The following is a 13,937-nucleotide window of genomic DNA, read 5'->3' on the forward strand; positions in this document are numbered from 1 at the left end:
AGCAATTGCGACATCTGTTGTTGTGGAAAATCCGAAGTTCAGTTTCGCTCAGCCGCGAATTTGCATGCAACGCCGCCAATCAGCGCTGCCTGGAGGTTGATAGTCTGGTTGGACGCATGCAGCCTGATGTAGCGAAAAGGCGTGAGTTCTGTCGATTAAGGAAACTTTAGCGCTACTGCATCTATGGTGATCTCCATCGAAGGTCGCGTGTGGGGACGCGCCTTTTCGTGTGTCGGCTTCGAATGGGTGGCGTCCCCGCGTCAGCGATGATGGATATGCGCCAAGTTCAGGCGCGTTCCCAAGGGAAGAGCGAACAACCATGCAGCCGGCGGCCACCCAGACCGAACGAAACACTGAGATCGCAAGCACAGTCGTGGCCACCATGCGCCAGCTTGGCGTGCTCGGCCTGCCGCGCAACTACGAGATCTTCTATGAGGCCCTGAGCGGCACCAACCGCGAGCTCGGTCTTGCCGTCTTGTCGCTGAGCAGCCGGCCGACGCAGGATGAGCTGGATCAGATCGGGCGCGCTTTCTTTGCCCATAATCATGGCCCCGGCATCATCGAGCATGCCCGGGACGTCATCGCCAAGGAGCTTGAGGAGGTCGCGTCGCTTCTGCGCAGCGAGCGCAGCCATATCGAAAAATACGGCAGGATCCTCGACGAGACATCCAGTGGCCTGAGCAACCGCAGCCTTCTCTCCCAGGATCTTCTGCAAAAGATCGCCAACGCAATGACGATCGCAACCAATTCGACGATCGACCACGGCCGGCAGGTCGCCTCGACGCTCAGCGACAAGACGGCGGAGCTTGAGAGCGTCAAGTCGAAGCTCGAGGAATACAAGCGGCTGGCCGATACGGATCCGTTGACCCAGATCTGGAATCGTCGCGCTTTCGACAAGGAAATCACCAGGATCTACAACAGCAACAAGGGTATTCTGTTCAATGCCCTTGTCCTTGTCGACATCGACCGGTTCAAGGACATTAATGACCGCTATGGCCATCCTGTCGGCGACAAGATCATCCAGATCATCGCCGAGATTTTCCAGACCAGCATCCGCGGCGACATGTTCGTCGCCCGAACCGGCGGCGAGGAGTTCGCGCTGATCATCGAGGGCGCCAGCGAGGACGCAACCTACGAGATCGCGGAACGCATTCGCGCCCTGATCGAGCAGACGCCGTTCACCAGCAGCCAGACCGGCATGAATTACGGGACCGTGACGGTATCGATGGGCATCTGCATGGCATCAGAGGCTGAAGGCCCCGAAGACCTCTACACCAAGGCGGATCGGGCGCTCTACCGCTCCAAGGTCAGCGGGCGCAACCGCGTCAGCAGGCATTCAGCCATGGCAGGGCGCGCCGGCAAAAGCTGGCTGCTCTACAAGAAAGACTGACAACCGACGGGATGGGGTTTCAGGCGCGCTTTCCTGATAGCCCGACCTCTCGGCGGGCTCCCGTCATCAGCGATACTGGCCCTCTTCGAAACGCGGCGGCCCAATGTCTTTTTCGGACATTTGGTCCGATTTGAAGATCAGCTCCGCGCCTTGTGCGGTGTGCAGCAATTGTTGCAGGTCGGGCGCGACCAGCGGCGCGTCTTCGTCGAGAAACAAGGATCCGGTGTCGACCAGATAGGTGGCCAGCCCCGCGGGTCCCACGCCATGAACCAGCAATTCGCCGCCGCCATTGTCGCCATAGGGCATCGCCCCGGGGATTGCCGCCGACACGCCATAGGCCTGGTCCATCACCACGACTTGCTCGGGACCCCAGAGGCGCAATTCGCCGTGGCGGTTCCACAGCAGGACCAAGTTGGTCATTTCCTTGACCATCTCAAAATAGCCGGCGGGAATGTCCGGATAGATCTGGCACAGCCGCTCTATATCGTCCGGCCGGGCCGGCAGGCCATAGGAATAGACCTGAAAGACGGTCGCTAGGTCCATGGCGCCCCCGGCTGCGCGGCTGCTCTTCAATTTGGCAAGGCCGTGGCGGATCAGCCGTTGACCGCTTGCTTGTGCTGCACCGGATGGCTCTTCTTCAACAGGTCCGAGACCAGGAAGGCCAGTTCAATCGCCTGGTCGGCATTGAGGCGCGGATCGCAATGGGTGTGGTAGCGGTCCTGCAACTCCTCGGCGGTGATGGCACGGGCGCCACCGGTGCATTCGGTGACGTTCTTGCCGGTCATCTCAACATGGATGCCGCCCGGATGCGTGCCTTCGGCGCGGTGCACCTCGAAGAAGGTCTGCACCTCCTTCAGGATGCGGTCGAAGGGCCGTGTCTTGTAGCCGGCCGCCTCGATCGTGTTGCCATGCATCGGATCCGACGACCAGACCACGCTGCGGCCCTCCTTCTGCACAGCGCGCACCAGCTTCGGCAGATGGTCGGCAACCTTGTCCGAACCGAAGCGGGCGATCAGCGTCAGCCGGCCCGGCTCGTTCTCGGGGTTCAGCAGGTCGATCAGTTCCAGCAGACCGTCCGGCGTCAGCGACGGACCGCATTTCAGGCCGAGCGGGTTCTTGATGCCGCGGCAATATTCGACATGGGCGTGGTCGGGTTGACGCGTGCGGTCGCCGATCCAGATCATGTGACCCGACGTGGCGTACCAGTCGCCCGAGGTGGAATCAACACGGGTCAGCGCCTCCTCGTAGCCGAGCAGCAGAGCCTCGTGGCTGGTGTAGAAGTCGGTTTCGCGCAGCGCGAAATTGGTTTCGGACGTGATGCCGACCGCGCGCATGAAATCCATCGTCTCGGTGATGCGGTTGGCAAGCGACTCGTATTTCTCGCCCTGCGGGCTGTCGGAGACGAAGCCGAGCATCCAGCGATGCACATTCTCCAGGCTGGCATAACCGCCCTGCGCGAAGGCACGCAGGAGGTTGAGCGTGGCCGCCGACTGGCGGTAGGCCATTTCCTGGCGGGCGGGATCGGGAATGCGCGACTTCTGGTCGAACTCGATGCCGTTGATGATGTCGCCGCGATAGCTCGGCAGCGTCACTTCGCCCTTGGTCTCGTTGTCGGACGAGCGCGGCTTGGCGAACTGGCCGGCGACACGGCCAACCTTCACCACCGGCTGCGCACCGGCGAAGGTCAGCACCACGGACATCTGCAGGAAGACGCGGAAGAAGTCGCGGATGTTGTCGGCGCCATGCTCGGCAAAACTCTCCGCGCAATCACCACCCTGGAGCAGGAAGGCTTCGCCGGCGGCAACCGCCGCCAACTGCTTCTTCAGCTTGCGCGCTTCGCCGGCAAAGACCAGCGGCGGGAAGGTGGCGAGTTGGGCTTCCGTATTCTTCAGCGCGGCAAGGTCCGGATAGGCGGGAACTTGCTTGATCGGCTTTGCTCTCCACGAATTCGGCGACCATTTCGTCATCGCTGCACCCAACGCTCTTTCCGGCGGACACCCTCGCCCGCCATTTCCCGCCCCAAACTGGGGTGGCGGCTCCATACACGAAGCCGATTTCCTATTCTAGACCGGAATTTCGGTGCTGGCGAATGGCTGACGCGCCCAGGACGGTCAGAAAGGCGAGATCAGGCTGCCTTCTCCACCAGTCGCGCCAGTTGCGTCATGACCACAGCCGAGCCCGCCAGACGCTTCTCCGCCGTCGGCCAGTCGCGGATGAAGACCACGCTATGGTCGGCCCTGATCTTGGCCAGCGAACCCTGCTCGCCAATATACTTGACCAGCCCGACCGGGTTCGAGAACTCGCGCTTGCGGAAATGGATGACGATACCCTTCGGCCCGGCATCGAGCTTCTCGACATTGGCCTTGCGGCACAGCGCCTTTATGAAGACGATCTTGAGGAGATGTTTCACTTCCTCCGGCAACGGGCCGAAACGGTCGATCAGTTCGGCGCCGAAGGCGTCGATCTCCTCGGTGTTTTCGAGATCGCCAAGGCGGCGGTAAAGCGCCAGCCTGAGCTGCAGGTCCGGCACGTAGCCTTCCGGGATCATCACTGCCGTGCCGACGGCGATCTGCGGCGACCAGCCGCCATCCTGCACCTCGCCGGAATCCTTCACCTCGGCGACCGCTTCCTCCAGCATCTGCTGGTAGAGCTCGAAACCGACCTCCTTGATGTGCCCGGACTGTTCCTCCCCCAGCAGGTTGCCGGCGCCCCTGATATCCAGGTCATGGCTGGCGAGCTGGAAACCGGCGCCGAGCGTGTCGAGCGACTGCAGTACCTTCAGACGGCGCTCGGCAGTGTCGGTGAGCTTGCGGTTGGCCGGCAGGGTGAACAGCGCATAGGCGCGCACCTTCGAGCGCCCGACGCGGCCGCGCAACTGATAGAGCTGCGACAGGCCGAACATGTCGGCGCGGTGGATGATCAGCGTGTTTGCGGTCGGGATGTCGAGTCCGGATTCGACGATGGTCGTCGACAAAAGCACATCGTACTGGCCGTCGTAGAACGCGTTCATGATGTCGTCGAGTTCGCCCGGTGGCATCTGCCCATGCGCCACCGCTACCTTCAGCTCAGGAACAGATTCCTTCAGGAAATCATGGATTTCCGCCAGATCGCTGATACGCGGAACGACATAGAAGGAATGGCCGCCTCGGTAGCGCTCGCGCAACAACGTCTCGCGAATGACCAGCGGGTCGAAGGGCGAGATGAAGGTGCGCACCGCCATGCGGTCGACCGGTGGCGTGGCGATCAGCGACAGTTCGCGCACGCCCGTCAGCGCCAGTTGCAGCGTGCGCGGGATCGGCGTCGCCGACAGGGTCAGAACATGGACGTCGGTCTTCAGGTCCTTCAGCCGTTCCTTATGCTTGACGCCAAAATGCTGCTCCTCGTCGATGATCAGCAGGCCGAGATTCTTGAACGAAATCGCGGAGCCCAGCAGCGCATGGGTGCCGATAACGATATCGACCTGCCCTTCGGCAATGCCCTTCTTGGTCTCGGCTAATTCCTTTGAGCCCACCAGCCGCGACGCCTGTGCGACACGGATCGGCAGTCCGGAAAAGCGCTGCGAGAATGTCTTGAAATGCTGGCGCGACAACAGTGTCGTCGGCACCACCACCGCGACCTGAAACCCTTCCATCGCCGCGATAAAGGCGGCGCGCAGCGCCACTTCGGTCTTGCCGAAGCCGACATCGCCGCAGATCAGCCGGTCCATCGGCCTGCCCGCGCCGAGATCGTCACGTACCGAGTCGATGGCCGTCTGCTGGTCGTCGGTTTCCTCGTAAGGGAACCGGGCGGCGAACTCGTCATAGAGGCCTTCGGCCGGCACCAGGGCCGGTGCGGCCCGCATCTGCCGCTCGGCGGCGATGCGGATCAGTTGTCCGGCCATGTCGAGCAGGCGCCGCTTCAGCTTCGCCTTGCGCGACTGCCAGGCGCCGCCGCCCAGCTTGTCCAGCGTCGCTTCGGCCGTGTCGGAGCCGTAGCGCGACAGCAGCTCGATGTTTTCCACCGGCAGGAACAGCCGGTCGTCGCCGGCATAGTGGATTTCCAGGCAGTCATGCGGCGCGCCAACCGCTTCGATGGTGCGCAGACCGATGAAACGGCCAATGCCATGGTCGGCATGGACGACAATATCGCCGGCCGACAAGGCCGAGGCTTCGGCGATGAAGTCGGACGCGCGCTTCTTGCGCTTCGAACGGCGGATCAGCCGGTCGCCCAGAATGTCCTGTTCCGCGACGACGACCAGCTTTTCAGTCTCAAAACCGGATTCCAGCGGCAAAACCGCCAATGCGGCCTGTCCCGGCTCGAGCTGTTCGGCCTCCGCCAACGTCTCGACCTGCTTGAGATTGCCGAGATGGTGCTCGGCCAGGATCTGGCCAAGGCGGTCGAGCGAGCCCTCGGTCCAGCCAGCGATGACGACCCGGCGGCGCGCCGCGCGCTCGTCGGCTATGTGCCGGACGACCACATCGAAGACATTGACGTTCGGATCGGCTCGCTCCTCGACGAAGCTGCGGCCATGGCGCGAGCCGGCGTGGAAGACTTTCTTGCTCCCCAGGTCCGGCGCGTCGAACACGGTAAAGTCGATGTCTTCGCGCTCGCCAAGCGAAGCCTTCAGATTCTCCGGCGAGAGATAGAGCAGATCCGGCGCCACCGGCTTGTAGGGGACCGCATCCTTGAGCGCCGCGTCAGCCTGCTTTTTGCGCGCCTCGTAGTGATCGAGGATCAGCGTATGGCGCTCGGCCAGCGCCTCATGTGCCAGATGGTCGAAAACCACGGGTGCGTCGGGCAGATAGTCGAACACCGTCTCCAGCCGCTCGTAGAAGAACGGCAGCCAATGCTCCATGCCCGCGAAGCGCCGGCCCTCGCTGACCGCCGCATAGAGGCCGTCGTCACGCTGGGGCGCGCCGAAAGCCTCGATATAGGAGCGGCGGAAGCGGCTGATGGTTTCGGGCGTCAGCGCCACCTCGCTCATCGCCTGAAGCGCCATAGACTTGCGCTGGCCGATGGTGCGCTGCGTGGCGGCATCGAAGACGCGGATCGATTCCAGCGTGTCGCCGAAGAAATCAAGCCTCAGCGCCTCGCTCCAGCCGGGCGCAAAGAGGTCGAGAATGCCGCCGCGCACCGCGAATTCACCGATGCCGCGCACGGTCGGCACCCGCTCGAATCCCGACGTCTCCAGCCGGGCGATCAGCGCATTCATGTCGATCTGGTTGCCGGGCCTGGCGTGGAAGGTTTGGGCTTCGACAAGCTCCGCGGGCGGAATGCGCTGCAGCAGCGCATTTGCGGTGGTGAGAATGACGGCACGGTGCGGCTTCTTCGCCAGTGCGATCATGGCGGTCAGCGCATCGAGGCGCTTGGCGGCGGCATCCGAACCGGGCGAGACACGGTCGTATGGCAGGCAGTCCCAGGCAGGCAGTTCCAGCACAGGCAGGCCCGGCGCGACGAAGGACAGCGCCTCGATGATCGAAGGCAGGCGCTGGCCGTCGCGGGCCACGAACAGCACCGGCTTGTCGGGCGCGATCTCGAGCGCCGTCTGCACCAGTGCGAAAGCCTCGTAGCCGTCGGCGACACCGTCGACGATGAACTGGCCGGCGCGGCCCTTCGGCAAGCCAATGGTGGGAATGAGAGCCATCAAATCACGGTCTTGTTTGTCGCAATTCCCATGGGAAAACCGCTGCGCACTTTTCCTGGAATTGCTTGTGTTCAGAAAGTCATGGTCCGGCGGGACGCCAGGATTTTTTGCAGGACGGCACAGTCGATCTCCGCCGGCACCGGGCGTTCGCCCGTGACCAGCGGCAGGAATTCCGTGTCGACAATATCGAGGAGCCTCTCATATTGGTCGATTTCCTCGGCGGTCAAGGTGCCGATCTCGGCATCGGCGAAGGTGCCGAGAATGAGATCCATCTCGCGCATGCCGCGATGCCAGGAACGGAACAACAGCTTGCGGCGATGGGCGTCCAGACCCTCGCTTGATCGTTTCGGTCCGGTCATTGTGCCGCATCCTCGCTTCAAGCGGCGCATATAGCGTGGATAGTGGGCGCTGTCAGCCTTGCGCTGCGGCCGTCGCGACATAAGCTGACATCATGCGTCCTTCCATCCTCGATCCCCTGTTTGTCCCGATCACCTCGCTTGCCGGCGTCGGGCCGAAGGTTGGCGCGCTGATCGAGAAGGTCGTTGCCGCCGATCTCGGCGACCGCGCCGCACGCGCCGGCGACCTCCTGTTCGTGCTGCCGCACACCGTCATCGACCGCCGAAACCGGCCGGGCATCGCACTCGCGGCCGAAGGCGCCATCGTCACGCTTGAGCTGCGCATAGACCGTCACCAGCCGCCACCGCGCGGCAACAGGTCGGTGCCCTACCGGGTATACGCCCATGACGACACGGGCGAAATCGGCCTGACCTTCTTCCATGCCCATGCCGCCTATCTCGAAAAGGCAATGCCTGTGGGCGAGCATGTCGTGGTGTCAGGCCGGATGGAATGGTTCAACGGCCGCCCAACCATGGTCCACCCCGACCATATCGCGCTCGCCAGCGAAGCGGAAAACCTGCCGCTGGTCGAACCGGTCTATCCGCTGACCGCCGGCCTCTCGGGCAAGGTGCTGCGCCGGGCGATCGGCCAGGCGCTCGGCCGCCTGCCGGAGCTGCCGGAATGGCAGGATGATGCCTTCATGCGCCGCCAGAGCTTTGCGTCCTTCGGCGACGCGCTGACCCGCATCCATTATCCCGCTGATCCGATCGATGTCGCGGTCGAAGGGGCTGCATGGCGCCGCCTCGCCTATGATGAATTGCTCGCCGGCCAGGTCTCGCTGGCCCTGGTGCGGGCAAAGGTGCGGCGCCTGTCAGGCCGCCCTCTCGTCGGCGATGGGCGCATCGTCGAGAAGCTGCGTACAGCCCTTCCCTATTCGCTTACGCCCTCGCAGGAATTCGCGCTCGCCGAAATCAACGCTGATCTCGCCGATCCGGAGCGCATGCTGCGGCTGCTGCAAGGTGATGTCGGCTCGGGCAAGACGGTGGTGGCGCTGCTTGCCATGGCACGCGCTGTCGAGGCCGGCGGCCAGGCGGCGCTGATGGCGCCGACCGAAATCCTCGCGCGCCAGCATCTGGCGACGATCACCCCGCTTGCCGCCAAGGTCGGCTTGCGCATCGCCATCCTGACCGGCCGTGAAAAGGGTCGCGAGCGAGCCGAAACGCTGGCGGGTCTTGCCAGCGGCGAGATCGACATCGTCGTCGGCACCCATGCGCTGTTTCAGGAAACGGTCAGCTTCCACGACTTGGTCCTGGCCGTTATCGATGAGCAGCATCGCTTCGGCGTCCACCAGCGGCTTGCCATCACCGCCAAGGGCGACGCCCCCGACATGCTGGTCATGACCGCGACCCCCATCCCGCGCACGCTGGTGCTGACCGCCTTCGGCGACATGGACGTGTCGAAGCTGACGGAAAAGCCCGCCGGCCGCCAGCCGATCCGCACCGTCACGCTGCCGCTGGAGCGGCTCGACGAGCTGGTCGGCCGCATGCTCGATGCCGTCGCGGATGGCCAGAAGATCTACTGGATTTGCCCGCTGGTCGAGGAATCCGAAGAAATAAAACTGATGTCGGCCGAGGATCGCTTTGCCTCGCTGAAGCCGCTGTTCGGCGATCGCATCGGCCTTGTCCACGGCCGCATGAAGGGTGTCGAGAAGGACGAGGCGATGCGCGCCTTCAAGCAAGGCGAGACGCGCATCCTGATCGCCACCACGGTGATCGAGGTCGGCGTCGACGTTCCTGACGCCACGATCATGGTCATCGAGCATGCCGAACGCTTCGGCCTCGCTCAGTTGCACCAGCTGCGCGGCCGGGTCGGACGCGGCGACAAGCCCTCGTCCTGCGTGCTGCTGTACAAGGATCCGCTTGGCGAGACCGCAAAAAGCCGGCTGTCGGTGATGCGCGAGACCGAGGACGGTTTCCTGATCGCCGAGGAGGACCTGAAATTGCGCGGCGAAGGCGAACTGCTGGGCACCCGCCAGTCCGGCACGCCGGGTTTCCAGGTGGCGCGCATCGAGGTGCATGCCGACCTACTGGAGGCCGCCCGTGACGACGCCAGGCTGATCCTGTCGCGCGACCCAGAACTGCAATCGGACCGCGGCGAGGCGCTGCGGCTCCTGCTCTACTTGTTCGGCCGCGACGAGGCCGTGCGGCTCCTGCGCGCCGGATGAGGCCCTAGCGGCGGATTGGCCAGGGTTCCATTGATCGGCTCGCCGTTCAGCGTCACCAGTTTCGTCTTCACCTCGGGAGCCACCAACCCGGCTGATACGATCAGCTTGGCGCCGTCCTCGATCGTCATGTCGAGCGGCACGATGTCCGACTTCAGCACATACATCAGGAAACCGGTCGTCGGGTTCGGCGTGCACGGCATGAACACGGCAATCAGCGGATCACCTTCCTGGTCGAGCTTCTGGTTGATCTCGGTTTCCTTTTCGCTGGCGACGAACACCAGCGACCACACGCCCTTGCGTGGATATTCGACCAGCCCAACCTGGCGGAACATGTCGCCCTTGTTCGACAGCACGGTCTCGAAAATCTGCTTCAGCGAGCCGTATATGCCGCGCACCAGCGGCATGCGGCCAAGCAAGCGCTCGCCAAAGCCGACTATGGCGCGGCCGACAATGTTGGCGGTGAGAAAACCGATCAGTGTGATCAGGATGAGCGCAACGATGAGCCCGAACCCCGGAACCGGGAAAGGCAGATAGGTGTCGGGGCTGTAGCGCGCCGGAATATACGGTTTCACCCAGGAATCGACCCAGCCGATGAACGACCAGGCGATATAGGCGGTGATCGCCAGCGGCGCGCAGACGATGAAGCCCGTGAGGAAATAGTTCCTCAGCCGTGTCATGCCGGAAGTCTTGGGAGCGTCTGACATGGTTCACCGGAGGCGCTATTGCGACGCGACATTAGTGAACCGGAAGGCGCTTTGGAACTGCGAAGTTTTTAAAGGCGCCTGTTTACGAGCGCCTATTCCACCGTCACCGACTTCGCCAGATTGCGCGGCTGGTCGACGTCGGTGCCCATGAACACGGCGGCGAAGTAGGCGAGCATCTGGATCGGCAGCGCATAGATGATCGGCGAAATGATTTCCGGCACATCCGGAAGCACGATCGTCTCCATCGTCTTCAGGCTCACCTGTGCCGCGCCCTTGGCGTCGGTGATCAGGATGATCTTGCCGCCACGCGCCGCCACTTCCTGCATGTTGGACACGGTCTTTTCGAAGATGCGGTCGTGCGGCGCGATCACGATCACCGGCATGTTCTCGTCGATCAGCGCGATCGGCCCATGCTTCAGCTCTCCGGCGGCATAGCCTTCGGCGTGGATGTAGGAAATCTCCTTGAGCTTCAGTGCGCCTTCCATGGCGAGCGGGAAATTGGTGTCCCGTCCGAGATAGAGCACGTCCTTGTAACGCGACAGTTCCCGCGCGATACGTTCAATCTGCTCTTCGAGCTTCAGCACCTGGTTGGCGTAGCGCGGCGCTTCCGAAAGCGCTCGCACCAGCGTTTTCTCTTGCTCCTTCGAGATCGCTCCGCGCGCCACGCCTGCGCGCACGGCAAGCGACGCGAGCACGGACAACTGGCATGTGAAAGCCTTGGTCGAAGCGACGCCAATCTCTGGCCCGGCCAGCGTCGGCAGCACGACGTCGGATTCGCGCGCCATGGTCGATTCCCGCACGTTGACGACGGCGCCGATCTTCATCCCGGCCTTGCGGCAATAGCGCAACGAGGCCAGTGTATCGGCGGTCTCGCCCGATTGCGAGATGAAGAAGGCGGCGTCGTTGGCCGACAACGGCATCTCGCGGTAACGGAATTCCGACGCGACATCGATATCGACCGGGAGCCGCGCATAGCGCTCGAACCAGTATTTGCCGATCAGGCCGGCGAGATAGGCGGTGCCACAGGCGGAGATCGCCAGCCGGCCGATCTTGGCGAAGTCGAATGGCAGATCAAGCGGCTTGGAGACGCCGGAGACGAAATCCACATAATGAGCCAGCGTGTGCGAGATCACCTCGGGCTGCTCATGGATCTCCTTCTCCATGAAATGGCGGCGGTTGCCCTTGTCCACCATGAAGCTGGTCGAGAGCGACTGCTGGCGCTTGCGGTCGACCTTTTTGCCGTCGATGTCGAAGATGGCGACGCCGTCGCGGCGCACCACCGCCCAGTCGCCGTCCTCGAGATAGGTGATCGAATTGGTGAACGGAGCGAGCGCGATGGCGTCGGACCCCAAAAACATCTCGCCGTCGCCATGGCCAACGGCCAAAGGCGGGCCATTGCGCGCGCCGACGATCAGGTCCTCGTCACCCTTGAACATGATGGCTAGCGCAAAGGCGCCTTCCAGCCGCTTCAGCGCCTGATGCGCGGCCTCGACCGGCTTGAGCCCCCTGGCGAGTTCGCGCGCCACCAGGTGTGCCACGACCTCGGTGTCGGTCTGCGACGAGAAGGAATAGCCGTCGCGGATCAGCTCCTCGCGCAGTTCGGCGAAATTCTCGATGATGCCGTTGTGGACGATGGCGACGCCGTCCGAAAAATGCGGGTGCGCATTGGTCTCGTTGGGCACGCCGTGGGTTGCCCAGCGCGTATGGCCGATACCGATCCTGCCGTCGAGCGGCTCATCCTTGAGCCGGCGTTCGAGGTTGACCAGCTTGCCCTCGGCACGGCGGCGGCCCAGCTCGCCCTTCTCAATGGTGGCGACGCCGGCGGAGTCATAGCCGCGATATTCGAGCCGCTTCAGTGCGTCGACGATGAGCGGCGCAACCTGCGAGTGGCCGACGATTCCAACGATACCGCACATGCAGACAGTCCCCGATTGCCCACGGAAAACCAGCGATATTTAGGCGTGGCCGGCCTGCCGCGAAAGTCACATTGCATTTCGTCCGCTGTAACGGACGCTTCAGCAGGCATGCACCATGACAGCCCGCTCTTGCAATCCGGTTACGGCAATCGTTCGGTTTTTCGATTGCTTCGGCGAGAAAGCAGACCGTCGACCAATCGCTAGTGGTCGGCGCCAGCCGCTTTCTTCTTCGCGGCCGCCGCGGAAGCAAAGCGTTCGCGCAATTCCTTGCCCTTGCCGGGGATCGTCTTCTGGCGGGCCCGGCCAAAGGCCAGCGCATCGTCGGGCACGCTTTCGGTGATGACGCTGCCCGAGGCGATATAGCCGCCATTGCCGATGGTGACCGGGGCCACGAGCGAGGAATTGGAGCCGATGAAGGCACCCTCGCCGATGTCCGTGAAGAACTTTGAGTAGCCGTCGTAGTTGCAGGTGATGGTGCCCGCTCCGATATTGGCGCCCGCGCCGACACGCGCGTCGCCAATATAGGTCAAATGGTTGACCTTGGCGCCGTCCTCGATAACGGCTTGCTTGACCTCGCAGAAATTGCCGACCTTGGCCTTGTTCCTGAGATCGGCGCCTGGCCGCAGCCGGGCGAACGGCCCGACATCGCAATTGGAAGCGATGGTGGCGCCCTCGATGTGGCTGAAGGCATGGATTTTGGCGCCGCTGGCGATCCTCACGCCCGGACCAAACCAGACGTTGGGTTCGACGATGGTGTCGGCGCCGATTTCGGTGTCGTGCGAGAAAAACACGGTTTCCGGGGCGATCAGAGTCACGCCCGACAGCATCGCGTCATGGCGCCGGCGCTGTTGCCAGATGGCTTCGGCTTGCGCCAGTTCGGCACGATTGTTGATGCCGAGCGCGCTTTCGAAGCTGGCTTCGGTGGCAACGACATCGAGATTTTGTGCACTGGCGATCTCGACGATATCGGTCAGATAATACTCGCCCTTGGCATTCTCGTTGCCGACCGCGTCGAGCAGTTTCAGCGCGTGCGCGCCGGCCACCGCCATCATGCCGGCATTGCAGAAGCCGATTTTCTTCTCCTCTTCGGAGCAGTCTTTTTCTTCGCGGATAGCTGTGAGCTTGCCATCCTCTTCGATCAACCGGCCATAGCCGGCCGGATTGGGTGGGCGGAATCCGATCACCACGACGGCAGCACCTTCCGCCAATCTCCGCCGCGCCACCGTGAGCGCATCCGCATCGATCAGTGGCGTGTCGCCAAACATCACGAGGACGTCGTCATAACCCTTCGATATTGCTGCGCGGGCAGCGATAACGGCATGCGCCGTACCCAAGCGCTTTTCCTGCTCGAAGGTTTCCGCCTTCGGTGCAAACTTCGCCGCCGCCTTGCGCATCTCGTCGGCGCCATGGCCAATCACCAGCGCCAGCCCGCTCGCACCCGCGGCTTCGGCCGCCTTGACCACATGGGCCACCATCGGCAACCCGGCGATCTGATGCAGCACCTTCGGCTGCGCGCTCTTCATGCGCGTGCCTTCGCCGGCGGCGAGGATGACGGACAGACAGGATCTATGGCTCATGGCATCAACCGTATGAAAGGGAAGAGGAATCGTAGACAAATAGCATCTGGCGCGATGCTGCACCAATGCGGTTAAATTCCGGTGAGATGGCGGAGAGCTGATGATTGCTGATAAGATGGCTTGACTTTGACCTCCGAGAAATGTGTCTCCACAAAATCGAGGACAGG

Annotated in this window: 9 protein-coding genes; 2 read left to right on the forward strand and 7 right to left on the reverse strand. The window is 63.0% G+C overall.

Annotated elements, in window-relative coordinates; all coding sequences use genetic code 11:
• Positions 1-319 precede the first annotated feature (319 nt).
• Entirely contained in the window at positions 320-1,390 is a 1,071-nt protein-coding gene (locus tag LB554_RS12495) for a GGDEF domain-containing protein (protein WP_224584811.1), read from the forward strand.
• 66 nt (positions 1,391-1,456) lie between these two features.
• On the opposite strand, the gene LB554_RS12500 is transcribed toward LB554_RS12495, so the two are convergent.
• The 4 genes from LB554_RS12500 to LB554_RS12515 form a co-directional block, all read right to left on the reverse strand.
• Complete coding sequence (locus LB554_RS12500) at positions 1,457-1,933, reverse strand: hypothetical protein (RefSeq protein ID WP_224584813.1); 477 nt, start codon at positions 1,931-1,933, stop codon at positions 1,457-1,459.
• A 50-nt stretch (positions 1,934-1,983) separates the two neighbouring features.
• Positions 1,984-3,357: a class II 3-deoxy-7-phosphoheptulonate synthase gene (locus LB554_RS12505; protein WP_140616228.1), complete on the reverse strand. Its 1,374-nt coding sequence runs from the start codon at positions 3,355-3,357 to the stop codon at positions 1,984-1,986.
• A 158-nt stretch (positions 3,358-3,515) separates the two neighbouring features.
• Positions 3,516-7,013, reverse strand: coding sequence for a transcription-repair coupling factor (gene mfd, locus LB554_RS12510; protein WP_224584815.1), 3,498 nt, complete (start codon positions 7,011-7,013; stop codon positions 3,516-3,518).
• Positions 7,014-7,084: 71 nt separating this feature from the next.
• Entirely contained in the window at positions 7,085-7,372 is a 288-nt protein-coding gene (locus LB554_RS12515; RefSeq protein ID WP_224584817.1) for a succinate dehydrogenase assembly factor 2, read from the reverse strand.
• A 92-nt stretch (positions 7,373-7,464) separates the two neighbouring features.
• On the opposite strand from LB554_RS12515, the gene recG reads away from it, so the two are divergent.
• Positions 7,465-9,573 carry an ATP-dependent DNA helicase RecG gene (recG, locus tag LB554_RS12520; RefSeq protein WP_224584819.1) on the forward strand — a complete coding sequence of 703 codons (2,109 nt, stop codon included), beginning with the start codon at positions 7,465-7,467 and terminating at the stop codon, positions 9,571-9,573.
• Here the strand turns inward: recG and LB554_RS12525 are convergent.
• From LB554_RS12525 to glmU, 3 genes are all read right to left on the reverse strand, one after another.
• Complete coding sequence (locus tag LB554_RS12525; RefSeq protein ID WP_031240956.1) at positions 9,525-10,277, reverse strand: DUF502 domain-containing protein; 753 nt, start codon at positions 10,275-10,277, stop codon at positions 9,525-9,527. The two genes, recG and LB554_RS12525, sit on opposite strands and share 49 nt — an antisense overlap.
• A 92-nt stretch (positions 10,278-10,369) precedes the next feature.
• Positions 10,370-12,193: a glutamine--fructose-6-phosphate transaminase (isomerizing) gene (glmS, locus tag LB554_RS12530; protein ID WP_140664309.1), complete on the reverse strand. Its 1,824-nt coding sequence runs from the start codon at positions 12,191-12,193 to the stop codon at positions 10,370-10,372.
• A 200-nt stretch (positions 12,194-12,393) separates the two neighbouring features.
• The gene (gene glmU, locus LB554_RS12535) at positions 12,394-13,770 is read right to left on the reverse strand and encodes a bifunctional UDP-N-acetylglucosamine diphosphorylase/glucosamine-1-phosphate N-acetyltransferase GlmU (RefSeq protein ID WP_224584820.1); all 1,377 of its coding nucleotides are present in this window, start codon (positions 13,768-13,770) and stop codon (positions 12,394-12,396) included.
• Between the last annotated feature and the right edge of the window lie 167 nt (positions 13,771-13,937).

The organism is Mesorhizobium sp. CO1-1-11, assembly GCF_020164995.1.
Taxonomy (GTDB): Bacteria; Pseudomonadota; Alphaproteobacteria; order Rhizobiales; family Rhizobiaceae; genus Mesorhizobium; species Mesorhizobium australicum.